Source organism: Xanthomarina spongicola (assembly GCF_003148645.1).
Lineage (GTDB): Bacteria > Bacteroidota > Bacteroidia > Flavobacteriales > Flavobacteriaceae > Xanthomarina > Xanthomarina spongicola.
In genome coordinates this window covers 296,059-314,098 of record NZ_QGGP01000002.1, presented here as the reverse complement: position 1 = coordinate 314,098, position 18,040 = coordinate 296,059, and the positions used below count along the sequence as shown (strand labels likewise).

Annotated in this window: 19 protein-coding genes; 6 read left to right on the top strand and 13 right to left on the bottom strand. The window is 30.6% G+C overall.

Annotation, left to right across the window (positions count from 1 at the left end; all coding sequences use genetic code 11):
• The first annotated feature begins 53 nt into the window (after positions 1-53).
• Together LX78_RS05385 and LX78_RS05380 are read left to right on the top strand one after the other, a co-directional pair.
• A complete protein-coding gene (locus tag LX78_RS05385) occupies positions 54-950 on the top strand; it encodes a sterol desaturase family protein (protein ID WP_109681621.1) in 897 nt (298 codons plus the stop codon).
• Positions 951-960: 10 nt separating this feature from the next.
• Positions 961-1,752, top strand: coding sequence for an SDR family oxidoreductase (locus LX78_RS05380; protein ID WP_109681620.1), 792 nt, complete (start codon positions 961-963; stop codon positions 1,750-1,752).
• Here LX78_RS05380 and LX78_RS05375 read toward each other — a convergent pair.
• From LX78_RS05375 to LX78_RS05335, 9 genes are all read right to left on the bottom strand, one after another.
• Entirely contained in the window at positions 1,745-2,194 is a 450-nt protein-coding gene (locus tag LX78_RS05375; protein WP_109681619.1) for an SRPBCC family protein, read from the bottom strand. The genes LX78_RS05380 and LX78_RS05375 overlap by 8 nt on opposite strands.
• A 61-nt stretch (positions 2,195-2,255) precedes the next feature.
• Positions 2,256-2,852, bottom strand: a complete 597-nt coding sequence (locus LX78_RS05370; RefSeq protein WP_109681618.1) for a hypothetical protein — start codon at positions 2,850-2,852, stop codon at positions 2,256-2,258.
• A gap of 13 nt (positions 2,853-2,865) precedes the next feature.
• Entirely contained in the window at positions 2,866-3,543 is a 678-nt protein-coding gene (locus LX78_RS05365) for a metal-dependent hydrolase (protein WP_109681617.1), read from the bottom strand.
• 194 nt (positions 3,544-3,737) lie between these two features.
• Positions 3,738-4,643, bottom strand: a complete 906-nt coding sequence (gene menA, locus LX78_RS05360) for a 1,4-dihydroxy-2-naphthoate octaprenyltransferase (protein WP_109681616.1) — start codon at positions 4,641-4,643, stop codon at positions 3,738-3,740.
• A gap of 26 nt (positions 4,644-4,669) precedes the next feature.
• A complete protein-coding gene (locus LX78_RS05355) occupies positions 4,670-5,509 on the bottom strand; it encodes a 1,4-dihydroxy-2-naphthoyl-CoA synthase (protein ID WP_109681615.1) in 840 nt (279 codons plus the stop codon).
• A 57-nt stretch (positions 5,510-5,566) separates the two neighbouring features.
• A complete protein-coding gene (locus LX78_RS05350) occupies positions 5,567-6,397 on the bottom strand; it encodes a CvfB family protein (protein WP_109681614.1) in 831 nt (276 codons plus the stop codon).
• 57 nt (positions 6,398-6,454) lie between these two features.
• Entirely contained in the window at positions 6,455-8,215 is a 1,761-nt protein-coding gene (menD, locus tag LX78_RS05345; protein WP_109681613.1) for a 2-succinyl-5-enolpyruvyl-6-hydroxy-3-cyclohexene-1-carboxylate synthase, read from the bottom strand.
• Between the two features lie 51 nt (positions 8,216-8,266).
• On the bottom strand, positions 8,267-9,388 hold the full coding sequence (locus tag LX78_RS05340) for a chorismate-binding protein (RefSeq protein ID WP_109681612.1): 1,122 nt from the start codon (positions 9,386-9,388) through the stop codon (positions 8,267-8,269).
• The gene (locus tag LX78_RS05335) at positions 9,388-9,813 is read right to left on the bottom strand and encodes a PaaI family thioesterase (RefSeq protein WP_109681611.1); all 426 of its coding nucleotides are present in this window, start codon (positions 9,811-9,813) and stop codon (positions 9,388-9,390) included. Before LX78_RS05335 ends, LX78_RS05340 begins: the two co-directional genes overlap by 1 nt.
• Before the next feature lie 41 nt (positions 9,814-9,854).
• Here LX78_RS05335 and LX78_RS05330 point away from each other — a divergent pair, with 41 nt between their 5' ends.
• The 3 genes from LX78_RS05330 (at position 9,855) to LX78_RS05320 (ending at position 11,637) form a co-directional block, all read left to right on the top strand.
• Positions 9,855-10,490: an alpha/beta hydrolase gene (locus LX78_RS05330; protein ID WP_109681610.1), complete on the top strand. Its 636-nt coding sequence runs from the start codon at positions 9,855-9,857 to the stop codon at positions 10,488-10,490.
• A gap of 199 nt (positions 10,491-10,689) precedes the next feature.
• Positions 10,690-10,992: a GIY-YIG nuclease family protein gene (locus LX78_RS05325; RefSeq protein WP_109681609.1), complete on the top strand. Its 303-nt coding sequence runs from the start codon at positions 10,690-10,692 to the stop codon at positions 10,990-10,992.
• A 72-nt stretch (positions 10,993-11,064) separates the two neighbouring features.
• Positions 11,065-11,637, top strand: coding sequence for a GNAT family N-acetyltransferase (locus tag LX78_RS05320; RefSeq protein ID WP_109681608.1), 573 nt, complete (start codon positions 11,065-11,067; stop codon positions 11,635-11,637).
• 29 nt (positions 11,638-11,666) lie between these two features.
• Here the strand turns inward: LX78_RS05320 and LX78_RS05315 are convergent, their stop codons facing one another.
• The 3 genes from LX78_RS05315 to LX78_RS05305 all read right to left on the bottom strand — a co-directional run bounded on the left by LX78_RS05315 (position 11,667) and on the right by LX78_RS05305 (position 14,993).
• Complete coding sequence (locus tag LX78_RS05315; protein ID WP_109681607.1) at positions 11,667-12,353, bottom strand: hypothetical protein; 687 nt, start codon at positions 12,351-12,353, stop codon at positions 11,667-11,669.
• Between the two features lie 42 nt (positions 12,354-12,395).
• Positions 12,396-13,934 carry a M28 family peptidase gene (locus LX78_RS05310; RefSeq protein WP_109681606.1) on the bottom strand — a complete coding sequence of 513 codons (1,539 nt, stop codon included), beginning with the start codon at positions 13,932-13,934 and terminating at the stop codon, positions 12,396-12,398.
• A 111-nt stretch (positions 13,935-14,045) separates the two neighbouring features.
• Entirely contained in the window at positions 14,046-14,993 is a 948-nt protein-coding gene (locus LX78_RS05305) for an NAD(P)H-dependent flavin oxidoreductase (RefSeq protein WP_109681605.1), read from the bottom strand.
• Positions 14,994-15,350: 357 nt separating this feature from the next.
• Here LX78_RS05305 and LX78_RS05300 point away from each other — a divergent pair, with 357 nt between their 5' ends.
• Complete coding sequence (locus tag LX78_RS05300; RefSeq protein WP_109681604.1) at positions 15,351-15,875, top strand: nicotinate-nucleotide adenylyltransferase; 525 nt, start codon at positions 15,351-15,353, stop codon at positions 15,873-15,875.
• Between the two features lie 68 nt (positions 15,876-15,943).
• Here the strand turns inward: LX78_RS05300 and dnaK are convergent, their stop codons facing one another.
• Positions 15,944-17,857 (bottom strand): molecular chaperone DnaK, encoded by a 1,914-nt coding sequence (gene dnaK / locus LX78_RS05295; RefSeq protein ID WP_109681603.1) that lies wholly within the window; start codon positions 17,855-17,857, stop codon positions 15,944-15,946.
• Between the last annotated feature and the right edge of the window lie 183 nt (positions 17,858-18,040).

Here is an 18,040-nt window from a genome sequence, read left to right as displayed (position 1 = left end):
TATTCAAAAATACTTAAAATATTTTGTACTTTAGTCTTTCAAACCTATATCTAATGCCTGATTTTCCTAATCTAATACATTTTGCTATTCCTTTTTTTATTCTTTCAATGCTATTAGAATTGTATGTGTCTACAAAACAACATATTAAAACTTATGAAATAAAAGATGCTTTTACTTCTATAGTAATGGGTTTAGGAAATGTCTTTCTTGGATTTTTAAGTAAAGGACTCGTTTTATTAGCTTTATTTTATGTCTATGAAAACTTTAGATTTTTTACCATTCCTGTAGCTTGGTGGAGTTTTGTGCTGTTGCTATTTGCTGACGATTTATCTTATTACTGGTTTCATAGAATTTCTCACGAATGTCGCTTCTTTTGGGCTTCGCATGTAGTACATCATTCCTCTCAACATTATAATTTAAGTACAGCATTAAGGCAAACATGGTCTGGAAGTTTTACATCGTTTATATTTTGGTTATGGTTGCCTTTGCTTGGTTTTCATCCAGCCATGATATTATTACAAATGTCAATAAGTTTACTTTATCAATTTTGGATACATACAGAAACCATAAATAAACTCCCAAAATGGTTTGAAGCAGTAATGAATACGCCATCTCACCATAGAGTGCATCATGGTAGTAATCCTATATATTTAGATAGAAATCATGCTGGTATTTTTATAATTTGGGATAAACTATTTGGGACTTTTCAAGCTGAACTTAAAGAAGAAAAAGTAGTTTATGGATTGGTTACAAACATCCATACTTTCAATCCAATAAAAGTAGCCTTTATTGAATGGTACTATATGCTGAAGGATACATTCTCTGGAACAAAATCTTTTTCAAATAGAATTAAATACTTAATAAAACCTCCAGGTTGGAAACATGATGGTACTGGTAAAATAAGTACTGATTTAAGAGAAGAATGGCTAAATTCTAAAAAGAGTAATTAATAAAAAATATATGACTTTTAAAAACAAAGTTATTTGGATTACTGGTGCTTCTAGTGGTATTGGCAAAGGATTGGCCTTGGAGTTATCAAAACTAGATTGCAAACTTATTTTGTCTTCAAGAAATAAAGAACAACTTCAAAAGGTACAGGAATCTTGTAAAAACCCAGAAAATATTAAATTACTTCCATTTGATTTGGCTCATTACGCTAATATGGTTCAAGTAACTGATGATGCTTTAAAATTATTTGAAAGAATAGATATTTTAATTAATAATGGAGGAATAAGTCAGCGTTCTCCCATTATTGAAACATCTATTGATGTGGATAAAAAACTAATGGAAATTGACTACTTAGGAACTGTAGCTCTAAGTAAAGCGCTATTACCACATTTTGTAGCCAATCAATCTGGTCAGTATGTTGTTGTATCCAGTCTTATGGGGAAATTTAGTTCTCCACTACGTTCTGCTTATTGTGGTGCCAAACATGCCTTACATGGCTTTTTTGATGCTTTACGATTAGAACATGATAAAGACAACATTAAAGTAACCATGATTTGTCCTGGATTTGTAAATACAGATGTGGCGAGAAATGCCTTAACAGCTGATGGTAGCAAACAAGGCTATCAAGATGATATGACAGAAAACGGTTTACAAGTAGACATTTTTGTTAAGCGCATGCTTAACGCTATTAGAAAAGAAAAATACGAAGCCTATATTGGTAAATTTGAAAAATTTGGTGTATTTGTTAAACGATTATCTCCAAGACTTCTCCATAAATTAATATTGAGAAGTAAGGTTAAATAGCATCTTTTTGTTCTGCGAAATTTTTAAAATTAACCAACCACTTATTCACTTGTTTTTTAAACATCCCTGGAAAAAGTAATGCCAAAGTTTTTGGAATAAAGCCTCTAAACTCAGTATAATTAATTTCAGAAATATATTTTGTTGTATTATCATCTATCGCTTCAAATCGACAAAGCATCGTGTTATCCATGTGTTTATGATGATACTTAGCAAAAAATGAATCAGGTAACTTATTATCGATAATGGTTTCAGTTAACTCCATATTGTTTTTACCCATTTTATAAAGCATTGTAGATACAGCTCCATCTTCTCCTTCTGTTCCTTCTATTAGTTCTTTACTTATAAATCCATCTTGGTAATCTTTTAAATATTCAGGATTAGCAAATAGTTTAGCTACAAATTCTTTAGGCTTATTGATATCAATCGTACAGGTGAATTTCATATTATTTTTATTTAAATCTTCTTCAATTTTTTAAGCCACCACTAAATTCAATAATTGACTATTATTTTTCTTCATTATAGTTTCTAAAATAATCATATAAAAATTCTGTTTTATTTTTTTTGGATTGTTTCATTTTTTTAAATAATTCTTCACCTAACAATTCAGAATGTGTTTTAAAATTCTTCTTTCTATCTACTCTATATGTCCCTTTGTCATCTTCAAAATATAAGTTATACTCCATTGCTTGTCCAGCTCCATTAGCAACAAAATAATCATGTCTATAAAAACCAATTTTACCATTATTTTTTTCTCCATTTGGTTTATCAATTAAAACCTCCATGAATGACTTTTTATATCTAAAATTCATCGTTTTTCTATCATTTTTGATTGATTTTAATTTCACTAAAGAGCTATCAATATCTTTAAAAATTATATAGTCGTAAAGCATAGGAGTTACTTTTCTTTTAATATTTTTACCATTATAATCGTATAATTTAATTCCAATACCTATTTCATCAACAGGCAATATTTTACTATAAACAGTTTCAGAAGCACCTTCAATTGAAATAACAGTATACTTTCTAAATTTATCTTTTTCTTTTTGTCCAAAAGATAAATTTGTGATAAGTAAAATCACTAAAATTAATTTTATTTTCATAGAAATAGTTAATTTACAACTCAATACTCTCTCCTATTTCTAAAAGCATTAAATCTTTATTTTTATCGAAGAATTTTCGTTTTGCTTCTTCATGATCAATTTCTATATAGCCAAAGGTATCAAAGTGGTAGCCTAAGATTTTATCGCATTGCACAAAATCGCTTGCCAGAATCGCATCATCAATTCCCATAGTAAAGTTATCACCTATTGGCAAAATAGCCAGGTCTAATCTAACTTGCAGAGGAATTAATTTAATATCCATTGTCAAAGCAGTATCTCCTGCTATATAAATATTTTTATGTTCACCTTCAATAACAAAACCACCTGGTTGTCCACCATAACTCCCATCAGGAAATGAAGAGGTATGAATAGCGTTTACATATTTTACGTTTCCAAACTCGAAATCCCAGCTTCCACCATGATTCATTGGATGACCTTCAAAGCCTTTATTTTGAAAATGCGATACAATTTCATAATTAGAAACAATAACTGCATCTGTACGTTTGGCTATAACTTCAACATCTAAAATATGATCTTGATGTGCATGAGTTAATAAAATATAATCTGCTTTTAAAGTATTAATATCAATATGAGAAGCTTTCTCATTAGCTGAAATAAAAGGATCTACTAGAATATGAACATCATTAACTTCAATTCCTAAACTTGCATGACCATAAAAAGTAATTTTCATTTGAAACGTGTTTTAAGAAAATTGAAGTTACAAAAAAACTCAAACAAATTTTATAAATCTGTTTGAGTTTTTCAATCCCCAAATATGAAGCATTTATAGTGCTTCAATTATTGATAATAACCTACCAACAGCTTAAATATAAAACATATTTAATTGAAAAACAAGGTTTTAAGAAGATATTTTAACAACTATTGTTAAACTAAATGGCCTAATGCCATTAAAATACTCAAGAAGAAAGTAGTTAATGCTAGTCTTTTTAATTCTGGGTCCAATAATCTTGGTTCTCTATTTTTAGATACAAAAATAAGGTGTTTAATTAATGGAATATAAGCTATAAAAAAAATGAGGTTAAAAATTGAAGTGTAGTATAATATTCCAAATAAAACAGATAATACAATTGCAGTAATAATTAAAAAATAATGATATATTTTCCCTTTTTCAAATCCCAATTTAACCACAAGAGTGTTTTTATTTGCATTTCTATCGGAATTCACATCACGTAGATTATTTAGATTTAATACGGCTGCACTTAATAAGCCAATAATACTAGCAGGTAAAAATACAATATGGTCTATTTGTCTAGAAAATAAGATATATCCACCAACAACACTAACAAATCCAAAAAATATAAAAACAAATAAATCTCCTAATCCTCTATATCCATAAGCGTTATTACCCATTGTGTATTTAATAGCTGCATAAATAGAAAGCAAACCCAGTCCAAAAAACAACATAGCTAACCAAAAATGGTTTCTCCCAAAAGCTGCTAAAATTAAAAAGAATGATAACCCAATAGATATTAGAATATTTATTTTAATGGCTTCAAACATACTCTTAGCAGTTATCTTACCACTTTGCAAAGCACGTTCAGGACCAACCCTTTCATTATTATCAGTTCCTTTTACTCCATCTCCATAATCGTTTGCTAAATTGGAAAGTATTTGTAAACTCAAAGTTGTAAGAATGGCTAACAAGAAAACTAACCAATCAAAAAAACCATTGTATGCAGCTAAACTTCCAGCAACTATAATCCCAGAAATTGATAATGGAAGCGTTCTTAACCTAAATGCAGACAACCAAGTCTTAAAATTTTTTGACATAAATAAGTTTTGAGTCTATAATAGAATTAAGGGATCCATTTTTTTGGAAAATTAGGCTTACGTTTCTCTAGAAAAGCATCACGACCTTCTTTGGCTTCGTCTGTCATATATGCCAATCGTGTTGCTTCTCCAGCAAACACTTGTTGACCAACCATGCCATCGTCTGTTAAATTCATAGCAAACTTCAACATTTTTATAGATGTTGGCGATTTAGCCAATATTTCTTGAGCCCATTGATAAGCTGTTTCTTCTAACTCTTCATGAGGAATAACAGCATTTACCATTCCCATTTCATATGCTTCTTGAGCTGAATAATCTCTTCCTAAGAAAAAGATTTCACGTGCTTTTTTCTGTCCAACCATTTTTGCTAGATAAGCTGAACCATAGCCACCATCGAAACTAGTAACATCTGCATCTGTTTGCTTAAAAATAGCATGTTCTTTACTAGCTAGCGTTAAATCGCAAACCACATGTAAACTATGTCCTCCACCAACAGCCCAACCAGGAACAACTGCAATAACTGCTTTTGGCATAAAACGAATAAGACGTTGTACTTCTAGAATATTTAATCTGTGGTAACCATCCTCACCAACATAACCTTGATGTCCTCTAGCTTTTTGATCTCCTCCAGAACAGAAAGAATACACACCATCTTTTGTTGAAGGCCCTTCTGCAGAAAGTAATACGACTCCAATATTTACATCTTCGCCAGCATCATAGAACGCATCGTATAATTCTTTTGTAGTTTTTGGTCTGAAAGCATTTCGAACATTAGGTCTGTTAAATGCAATTCTTGCAACACCTCCACATTTTTGGTAGGTAATGTCTTCGTATTCTTTAGCTGTAATCCAGTTTATTTCACTCATAATACAAATTCATCTTTAAGATGAGAAACTAATTTTTCACTTTAATAAATAAAACTACTAAATTAAATAAATTCCGTCTTCTTTAATTTCAATTAATTTTTGCTTATATAAAGTTCCAACAGCTTTCTTAAAGCTTTTTTTGCTCATTTGAAGGATTGTTTTAATATCCTCGGGATTAGATTTATCAGTTAAATTTAAATAACCACTATTATCACGAAGTTGTACCATAATAGCATCAGCATTAGGTTCTATGTTTCTATAACCTATTTGCCCTAGAACAATATCAATTTTATTATCAGGTCTTACTTTTTTCACAAAACCCTTTAATCTATCTCCTACGCTAAGGTCTTGGAATATTTCATCTTTAAAGATAAGACCTAAATGCTTTTTATTAATTATAACATTCATACCAATATCTGAAGGATGAGAAACAATTAAATCTACTTCATCGAACTGACTAACAGTTAATTCTGTATTATCTAAAAACCGATTGGTTTTACTAGAAGCTACTAGTCTATTACTTTGTTCGTCTAAAAAACAATAGACAAAATACCAGCCTCCAACTTTCATTTTAAAAGCTTGTTCTCTAAAAGGGCAGAATAATTCTTTTACCATTCCCCAATCTAAAAAAGCACCATGATCTGTAACGGCATTACATCTTAAAAGTGCAAAATCTCCTTTTTTAATATATGGCTTATCTGTAACTGCAACTAAGCGTTCTTCGTTATCTAAATAAACAAAGACTTCTATTTTTTCCCAAATTTTAAATGTTTCAGGAACATATCTATTTGGCAATAACACTTCATTTCCTTCTTCATCTGCTAAATATAAACCTTGTTCAGATTCGCGAAGTATTTCCAAGGTATTGTATTCTCCTAATTTTATCATGCTGCAAAGGTAGTAATATTAGGATTGCGAAGGAAAAATTAAATGACAGATTTAGATTTACTTAATAAACTTAAAATAATCTAACAACACATTATCATTTATAGTTCTAGGTGTAAAGATTTCTAACAATTTAGGCTGGTTAGATTCTGCAAAAAATGTCTTTAATTGCGTTTTTACTTGTCTTTCGTTTAAAGCTGTAACGTAATCAAAATCGAACATTTTACATAAATGCTTTGCATTTAGGTCATGTGTTGTTTCAAAAAAGGTTTCAAATTTCTTGGTATTTTTATGTCCTGGAAGAATTCTAAAAATACCTCCTCCTTGATTATTGATTAGTATAATTCTAAAATTATTAGGTATAAAATTATTCCATAAGGCATTACTATCATAAAAGAAGCTCAAATCTCCTGTTATTAAAGTTGTTTGCTTTTTACTTGTTTTTGCACAACCAATGGCTGTGCTCGTGCTACCATCTATTCCACTTGTACCACGATTACAAAAAACTTGTATGGTTTTCTTTAAATCGAAAAGTTGTGCATATCTAACAGCAGAGCTATTTCCTAATTGCAATATGCTTTGTTCTGGGATCGCCTTTAAAACAGAATCGAAAACTTTAAAATCGCTATAAGGAATCTCGTTTAAATACGCTTGGTGCTTTTCATCTCTTACAGATTTTACATCACTCCAATGTGGTTTATAATCACTCTTTACAAAATGTGTAAGTCTTGGTAATAAAGAGTTAAAAAACTGATTTGGAGTTGCCTCAATGTGCTTGTCCAAACAGAAAAAAGTATCGTTTGCATTTTTTTTATCAATATGCCAATGATGCTTAGGTTGAAATTTTCTTAAAAATCCTTTTATTTTTTTTGAAACTATCAAACCTCCAAAAGTTACCAAAATATCTGGTTGCAACTCTTGAAATTCTTCTTCTGAAAGAGGCGCAATCATTTTATCTATACTATTAAAGAAATGCTTATTATAAACATTAGAAGTTGTTTCGGTAAAAACAATCACGCTATTGTCTTTGGCTAATTCATCTAAAATATGTTGATCTATTTTATTAGGATGATTAACTCCAACTAAAATCATTTTCTTAGAATAACTATTCCAATCATCATAACATTCCTGGATAAAGAAATCGTCTATTTTTTTCTTTCTAACCTCAATGTCAATCACTTTGGGCTTAACTTCCAATTTGTCTGTTGTTTCATATAGTGGTTCTTCAAAAGGAATATTTATATGAACAGGTCCATTTCCAGAAATAGCTTTATTTAAAGCTGTATTGATTTTAGTTTCATTTTCTTCATCAATTTCTTGCTTCACACCTAAAATACGTTCCAACTTGTTTTCAATTGATTTTATGATGGCTGGTTCACCTTCATTAGTGTTTTTTGGACCATATTCATAATTCAATTTTAAATTGGCAGAATTAAGAATATGATTTGCAAAAACATCTTTCTGATTAATGGTTTGCCCATCTCCTATTCCAATTAAATAACGAGGTCTATCAGCTGAAAGAACTACCAAAGGAATATCGCTATAAAAAGCTTCTGCAATTGCTGGATAATAATTAAGCAAAGCACTACCAGATGTACAAACCAGTGCCACAGGACTCTCAATTTGTTGTGCAATACCAAGTGCAAAAAAACCAGCACAACGTTCGTCTACAATACTATAGCATGTAAAAAAAGAATCGTTAGTAAAACCTATAGTTAAAGGTGCATTTCTACTTCCAGGAGAAATAACAATATGTTGAATATTTTTGGCTTTACACAACTGAATTACAGTTTGTGCAAGAGGGTTTTTTGGGTATAACATGTTAGAAAGAAATCTAGATGTAAATGTAGTAAATAGGTTTACTAAATAAAATTATTGTAAAACCTTTTTCATGATATCAGCTTTTGCTATTGTTTCTTGCCATTCAGCTACTGGATTTGAGTCTTTTGTAATACCTCCTCCTACATAAATTAGTGCGTTTTGCTTTAAAATTTGCATGCAACGTAGATTGACAAATAAGTTTGAAACATTTTTTACTGAGGTATAGACATTATTCTCAACATTCCTCCTGTTGGTGTTCCTAGTTGTTTTTTCTTGAAAATTTAATTCGCCTAAAAATCCAGTATAAAATTCACGATTATAATTTTCATTTTTTAAAATGAATTGCTTTGCTTTTTCTTTTGGTAAGCCACAAACTGCTGGAGTTGGATGAAGTGCTTTTAACACTTGTTTAAGTTTTGAGGATTCAAAATTTAGTGCTCCAGTTATGTTTGTTTTTAGATGTAATAAACTTCCAGCTTTTACAGTTTCAACATCTGAAACTTTCAAATTAATTGTTGAATTCTTTAAGTTGTTAACTATAAAATCGGTTACAAATTGTTGCTCGTCTTTTTCTTTGTTTTCCCAAGATACTTCTACAGTACCTTGATATTTCTGAGTTCCAGCTAAAGCCATGGTTTTAAAGCGAGAACCTTCAACTTCTAATAGTGTTTCTGGAGTTGCTCCAAGCCATAAACCAATTTCTGGATGATACCAGCAATACACAAAAGCTGTTGGGTAACTTTGAAGTAATTTTTGAAAAACATCAATTGGGTTTACTCCCAAAAACTCAACTTCCTCACATCTTGATAATACTACTTTTTGAAATTGTTCTTTTCTAATAGCCTCAATCCCTTTTTCAACTAGATTTATGTGATGTATTTTACTAGAGTCCGTATTTTGAATAATAGATTGAGAATTCTCACTATTGTTAGTAATGACATGTTTACATTCAATTGACAACGAGTTTTTAATTGGAATTAAAACTGCATCTTTAGAAGTGTCAAAAGGAGCAAAAACAAAACCTTTTTCAGAATAATCTTCAACTACATATACTTCACTATTACTTTGCAGTATGGCTTTAACCAAAGTTTCTTTTGGTTTACTGTAAGCAACAAATGGTAATTTTTTAACTAATTGCTGCTGTATTGAATCTAAAAAATGATCTGAAGTCATTATGTCTTTTTTGGAAGCGAAATGGTGGACAATCTACAAATAGACACCAAATTATCGTTATCGTCTGTTATTCTAATATCTATTAGTTGAGTGGTTCTTCCATTATGTAAAAAAGTACCTTTAGCATATACATAACCACTTTTAACGCTTTTTAAATGGTTAGCAGTAATTTCTATACCTCTTACAAAAACCTCATCCAAATTAGAGAATAGTTGCGCAGCATAACTTCCAACACTTTCTGCTAAAGCTGCTGTTGCTCCACCATGCAATACGCCATCTGGTTGATGAACTTTCGAGTTTACTGGCATTCTAGCTACTAAAAAATCGTCACCAAAATCAATAAACTCTATTTTTAAAGTTTCCATTAAGGTGTTTTTATTGATTTTATTTAATTCAACTAACTGGTCTTTTTTAGATAATGGCATAAAAATCTTGTATTTTTAAAATCGAAATGTAAAAGTACGAAATGAATTTAGAAGAAAAAGAAATATCCTATACAACTACCAATAGTTATGCTACCATAAATACTTTAACAGATAAAACTAAAAACATTTGGTTTGTATGTCATGGCATGGGGTTTTTAAGTCGTTATTTTTTAAGATATTTTAGTGGATTGAATGCAGATGAAAATTATGTAATTGCTCCACAAGCACAAAGTAAATATTACATTCCACCAAAATTTAAACATGTTGGTGCAAGTTGGTTAACTAAAGAAAATACGCTTAAAGAAACTGAAAATGTGATGCGATATTTTGATGCTGTTTTTGAAGCAGAGCAATTACCAAATGATAAAAATTTAATAATTTTTGGATATTCTCAAGGTGTTAGTGTAGCAATGAGATATGTTGCCAAAAGAAAATTACCATGTTCTCAAATGGTACTACATTCTGGAGGAATTCCAAAAGAGTTAACTCCAGAAGATTTTAGTTTTCTAAATGCCAAAGTAACCATGATTTATGGCACAAAGGACGAATATTTAAATGAAGAACGCATTGTACATGAAACCCAAAGAACTAATGATTTATTTGGGAATGCACTAGAAATTATTCCTTTTGAAGGGAAACATATTGTTAATGTAGAACTTATTAATGCTCTGGTATAAAGCAAACGTCATTGCGAGGAGTTCACGACGTGGCAATCTCTTAATTGAAACGTCATTGCGAGGAGCTTGCGACGTGGCAATCTCTCATACTTAAACGCCATTGCCAAGAGTTTACGACGTGGCAACCTCTTAATTGAAACGTCATTGCGAGGAGCTTGCGACGTGGCAATCTCTCAATAGAACATCTATTACAAAACTAATGAAAACATCGTATGTTTACTTTATGACAAATAAAAATAATACCACTCTGTATGTTGGTGTTACTGATCATTTAATAAAAAGAGTCTTTGAACATAAAAACGAAACATATAAAGGTTTTACAACAAAATATAACTGTAATAAATTGGTTTACTTTGAAGAATTTACTTCAATAAATGAAGCAATAGTTAGAGAAAAACAAATAAAAAAAGGAAATAGAAAGCGAAAAGAAGACTTAATAAACAGAGAGAATCCTAATTGGAATGATTTATCTGATGGTTGGCTTTTTAAATTCGATACTTAAATATATTAGAACAAAATAAACAGATTGCCACATCCAGACTTAGGTCTGGATTCGCAATGACGGTAAATTATTATGACAGCACCACATTTAGAAAATACTTATGTAAAACTCTCCTTATTGGATTTGAGTAACTACAAACATCTTCAAGATATTGCAAAAGAAAAAGATCTCATCTTCTACTCACCTAGCGATATTTCAACACCAGAAGCACTTAAAGAATACGTGCAAACTGCTGTAGATGGTTATTATAACAAAACAACCATTCCATTTATTATTTACGATAAAACCAAACAAGCCTATGCTGGAAGCACTCGATTTGGATTTATAAATTGGAAGAACAAACTACTACATATTGGTTGGACATGGATTGGTAAAGAGTTTCATGGTTCTGGATTAAATAAACAGATGAAATTTTTAATGTTACAATATGCATTTGAAGTTTTAAAATTTGACAAAGTAGAATTTAGAATCGATGAACGTAATTCACGTTCCAGAAAGGCTGTTGAAAAAATTGGAGCAACCCTTGAAGGTGTTTTAAGAAAGGACACACTCATGCAAGATGGTTTTAAACGCAGTACATGTTGTTATGGCATTTTAAAAGAGGAATGGGCTGAAATTAAAAGGACTGTTTTTGAAGGATTTTAGGAGTTTTTACTTAAATTATTGACGTGTAATTATATTTTTTTAAGAGGAGTATTTTTTGAAATATTCAATTTTATTTCTTTATCCTTTACTTTTCTTTTTATAATAGATTTTAACTTTAATTTTTGCTCCCAAAAAATTCCTTTATGAATTGAAACAATTGCGATTCCTTTACCTATTCTAATTATTTCATTGAAATTATCTTCATAATAATTTGAATACCAAACTGGATTAACTGGCAAATCTTTAGCATATTTAAAAACACTTTCAATTTCAAACGGTTTATTCTTAAACTGTTCTACAGAAACAATTGATTTAGTTTTTATAATTCTACAAGGATGATTTAAAATAGTACTATCTTTCATTATTTCAAAAGTAGTTTTCGATTCATGTTTAGTTATATCTAACCAAATTATAGTATCAGAGTCGTTAGTTCTTGCATATGATTTCTCATCTTTCAAACTTAAATATCTTTGTTGTACTAAGTTTCCACTTGGTGAAAAATATTCTTTTTTATAATTCCCTTTTTTAAATGTTAGTACCATTTTAGATCCAATTAGTTCCTTTAATTTTTCTGATGGAAAATTATCACTGTAAGGAGAATATTCAATATCATAAATAATTTGACCTTCAAAATATTTTGATTTTTCTAAATCCCTATCCTTCTGAACAAAAGATAAAAAGGAGATGCTAATTATTAATAGAAATATTTTTTTCATAATAATAACTTTATTCAAATAACATTAAATGTTATTTATCAATTAGTTTTTCTTTCTAGGCACTTTTTCTTCATTTTCTGAAAGTGAATAAATAGTCCAAGCTAAAATTACTGCATTTTTAATTACATCTTGTTCAGGAACATATTCTAATAGATCTAATTGTGTATGGTGTGTTACTGTATTATATTCTAAAGGATCTTGAATGAATTGAAAAGAAGGAATGTTGTAAAAATCAAACGTTTCATGGTCTGTTGATAACGTATTCTCTATAGTTAATGTTCCTTCAGATAAATCTGAAATAGATGAAAAAACCTCTTTAAACACAGGTTTTGCAAAAGGGTTATTTTGAAGATATAAGCCTCTAATAGCTCCTGCTCCATTATCTAAATTTAAATATGCTGATACTTTTGTAGATGCTTCATTTGGCTCCTCTTCATGTTGCCCAAAATGTTTTTTACCATAAGACACAGATCCTAAGAAGGCTTGCTCTTCTCCTCCCCAAAGCCCAAGTTTAATGGTTCTTTTTGGCTGATAACCAATAGCTTTAAGAATTCTTAAAGCTTCAACCAAAACAATAGAACTTGCTCCATTGTCAGTAGCTCCAGTTCCAGAATGCCAAGAATCGAAATGAGCTCCTACCATAACTGTTTCATCCTTTAATTTTTTATCTGTTCCTGTTAATTCAGCAATTATATTAACATTATTCTCTGGTTTATAGTAAAAAGTTGTTTCTAAATTTAAACGTATTCTTGGCATTACGTCCATATCAATCATTCTTGCTAATCTGCCAAAATGCTCAGGCATAATAGTAAAATATGGTAAGGGTTTAAATTGACCTTCTTTATAAAAATAGGTGCCATCAGGATGTAAAACACCCGAATACATGGAACGGGATTTTAAAATAGCCAAAGCACCTTCTGCTTCTAAGAATTTTAGAAATGCTTCTTCTTTAATGTCATCTGTTTCCCAAGATTTTAATAATTCTGGTAATCGAGTTTGTTTTACTTTGGCAGAATCTTGTTTTGCCATTTTATTTAAATCTGCTTCAGAATATCTTACAAAAATAGTATCTGTTAAAGATTTTCTACGTGGCTCCTTGCCTAATAAAATAATTTTACCTTTTAACTTTCCTGCAAATTGAAGTTTAACTGAATCTAAGTGCTTATACTTTTTTATTTGAACCACGTCTCCTGTAACAATACCTTCTGTACTTTTAGACATAGACAATGGATAAGCTGAGATATGCATGAAATTTGGTGAAATCATTTCCACATTAAAACTTTCCATACTCCAACCACGACAATTATCGCAATAGTTTTCAAAATGCACATTCTGTAAACCAATTGCTGTCATTTTTTGAGACATCCAAGTTGCTGCTGCTAAATATTCGTTAGATCCTGTAAGGCGTTGTCCGTAAACATCTGTTAATGTACTTAACATAGACATAGCTTGAGAGTTATTAAAACCTTCGTTTTTAATTTTTTCAAGCATGACACCATTCTCTGTTGTAACTGACTGAGAATAGCTATTAAATAAATTTCCTACGAACAATAAAAAGACAAGTATTGATTTTAATTTCATGATTTCGTTTTAAAAAAGTAATTCCGAAGTTAATGAACTAAAACTAATCGTATATGTTTTTATCTTATTAATTTATATGGAAATGGTAATAGAGTGAAGATATAATAATTTTTATTGGGTCAGTTTTTTAATAATATCCCTTGTTGGAAGAATACTCTTAGTGTATTCAATACTAGGTCCAGCAACCCAAACCGTTTTATAAGTAACTTTAGTAGCTGCTTTAGTAGCTGCATTCATACCTATTGTAAAACGAATCATTTTTACCCATTTCTTTAATTTTTTATTTTTGTTTAATACAGATTCTAACCATGTTTGTTTGGTGCCAATTTTTTGAACATAAGGTGTATTAATAACTGTACAAGGTGTTCCAGAAATTCGTTCGGTCATTACAATATCTTCTGCTCCATAGTCTACACAAGCTTGTTTATACTCTTCTGTAACTCCAGCTTCAACTGAAGCAATAAACGGACTTCCAACCGAAACTCCAGCAGCTCCATAACTTAACATCTTATCTATATCTGCTTTACATCCAACACCTCCTGCAGAAATAACAGGAATAGATATATTATCGGTTAAATGCTTTATTAACTCTTCTGGATTCATGTTGCCTCTATGACCACCTGCTTGGTTATTTACTGCTATAGCAGCATCAGCACCTAATCCTTCTACTTTTTGAGCAAATTTTAAATCTGTGACATCGCAAAAAACTTTTATTCCAACAGCATGAGCTTGATTAATAGTTTCTTCAGGACTCCCTAAAGAAGTAATAATAAAATCGCAACCTTCTTCACATAATACTCGTAGTTGCTCTTTATATTTTATATTAGATTTATTAACAATTAGGTTATAACCAAAAGATCCACCATTTACTTTTGTAGCTTTTAATTCTTGAATAGAAGCTCTTAAATCGTCTAAGGTTCTATAATTTAATGCCGGAATACAACCTGCAATTCCACCTTTCATGGCTTCAATAACCATAGCTGTATTTGACACCAAAAACATTGGAGCTTGAATAATTGGGTATGTTATATCTAAAAGTTCAGTTAGTTTGGTTTTCATTTAAAATTAGATTTATGAAAAAAAATAAAATAGTAAGCAAAGATATCAAAAAATATTATGCATGCATAGTATTTTCGATATTACAATTTTAACAGACAGCCAATAATATTCTTAATAAAATATTAAAAACTAGTTTTTGTCTTAATTTATTCAAAAACTTATCATAAATCCTTCTTAATTAGCATCCTACAAACTAACTTTTATATGTAAGTTTAAGTATAATTTTAAATGATTAATTATACTAACATCCATTTCATCAATCAAAAATCGAAATAGATTAAAACCATCGAGTTATTAATCAAAACCATCTTTAAGATTAGAATTTTTAACATGTAACCTTTTAAATTTTCTAATATTATGAAAACAGTTTTTCTTGGCTTACTATTTTTAGGAATCGCCAACCTAAGTTTCTCTCAATCAAGCAATGAGATAGAAGAAGTGCAATTAGCAGATGTGGTTATTTCTCCACTAAATCTAAGTTATTTAAACGCTGTTCACGACGTGAACACTCCAGAAGTAGTCAAACAACTTGAGAAAAAAGTTGCGAAATTTGATGTTACAGAATCTCCAGTATTTGACAAACAATTTGAAGCTTACGAAGTTATTTTTAAGGATGCATCTTCCAATAGTGGAAGTATTATTGCAACTTATAATAGCGAAGGTAAAATTTTAAAATCTTTCGAAAAATTTAATGATGTCACTTTACCTCCTGCAGTAAGGAAAGCTATCTATAAAGAATATCCTGGATGGACTATTCATAGTGACACATATTTAGTGTCCTATTATTTTAATGAGGATATTAAAAAAGTATATAAGCTAAAGATTAAAAAAGATAATGAAAAGAAAACTCTAAAAGTTGGTATAGATGGTAAATTAATTTAACGGTTTTCTTTTAATAAAAAAGCGCAACTCTATAGTTGCGCTTTTTTTATTTAATATACTTTATTGAATTATTTCACTTCTTCGAAATCTACATCTTCAACATCACTTCCTTCTGCTTGCCCATTCTGACTTGCGTCTGGTCCAGCATCTGGTCCTGCTTCACCACCTTGTTGTGCTTCAGCTTGTGCTTTGTACATTTCTTCGCTAGCTACTTTCCAAGCTTCGTTTATTTTTTCTAAAGCTGGATCGATAACAGCAAGATCTTTAGTTTCGAATGCTGTTTTCAATTCTTCAAGTGCTTCTTCAATTGGTTTCTTTTTATCATCAGATAATTTATCACCAAATTCTTTTAACTGACTTTCAGTTTGGAAAATCATAGCATCAGCAGCATTTAATTTATCTGCTTTCTCTTTTGCTAACTTATCAGATTCAGCGTTTGCTTCAGCATCAGCTTTCATTTTTTGAATTTCCTCTTCAGTTAAACCTGAAGATGCTTCAATACGAATATCTTGAGTTTTATTTGTTGCTTTATCTGTAGCAGATACTTTAATAATACCATTCGCATCAATATCGAAAGTTACTTCAATTTGAGGAGTTCCTCTTCTTGCTGGTGGAATACCATCTAAGTGGAAACGTCCAATAGTTTTATTGTCTGCTGCCATAGCTCTTTCTCCTTGTAATACGTGGATTTCTACGGATGGCTGATTGTCTGCTGCTGTAGAGAATACTTGACTTTTCTTTGTTGGAATAGTCGTATTCGCTTCAATAAGCTTTGTCATAACATTACCCATAGTTTCAATACCTAGAGATAAAGGTGTTACGTCTAATAATAAGACATCTTTAACATCTCCAGTTAAAACTCCACCTTGAATTCCAGCTCCTAAAGAAACTACTTCATCTGGATTTACACCTTTACTTGGTGCTTTTCCGAAGAATTTTTCAACAGCTTCTTGTACAGCAGGAATACGTGTAGAACCACCTACTAAAATAACTTCATCAATATCGCTTTTAGATAAACCAGCAGCTTTTAATGCAGCGCTACAAGGTTCTATAGTACGTTTTACTAAATCGTCTATTAATTGCTCGAACTTTGCTTTTGTTAATGTACGTACTAAATGCTTTGGTCCACTTGCTGTAGCAGTAACATAAGGTAAATTGATTTCAGTTTGAGCAGAAGATGATAATTCAATCTTCGCTTTTTCTGCAGCTTCTTTTAAACGTTGTAAAGCCATTGGGTCTTGACGTAAATCAATACTTTCTTCAGCTTTAAACTCATCTGCTAACCAATCAATAATTTTTTGATCAACATCATCACCACCTAAGTGTGTATCTCCATCTGTTGAAAGTACTTCAAAAACACCATCTCCTAATTCTAAGATAGATACATCATGTGTTCCACCACCAAAGTCAAAAACCACTATTTTTTGGTCTTTACCTTTTTTGTCCATTCCATAAGCTAAGGCTGCAGCAGTAGGTTCGTTAATAATTCTTCTAACTTTTAAACCTGCAATCTCACCAGCTTCTTTAGTTGCTTGACGTTGAGAGTCATTAAAGTAAGCAGGAACAGTAATTACTGCTTCACTTACTGTTTGACCTAAATAATCTTCAGCAGTTTTCTTCATTTTTTGAAGAATCATTGCAGATAACTCTTGAGGTGTATATAAACGACCATCAATGTCTACACGAGGTGTATCGTTATCTCCTTTTACTACTTTGTATGGTACGCGTTCTGCTTCTTTTTTAGATTCAGAATATTTATTACCCATAAAACGTTTAATAGAATAAACCGTTTTTGTTGGGTTTGTAACTGCCTGACGTTTTGCTGGATCACCAACTTTAATCTCGCCTCCTTCAACAAAAGCGATAACAGATGGCGTTGTACGCTTACCTTCTGCATTAGGAATTACAACTGGCTCATTACCTTCCATTACAGAGACACAAGAGTTGGTTGTTCCTAAATCGATTCCAATAATTTTACTCATAATAATATTTGTTTTTATAAATTTTCGTCTTCACGAAAACGTTGTGTTCAATTTTTTAATTTCGGAATGTATAAGTCAATGATTATGCCATGAGAAAAAATATGACATGATGTCACTTTCTCAGACAGAAACTTTAACGAATATTCTTCCTTAATAAACTACAATATGGACAAAAACTATATA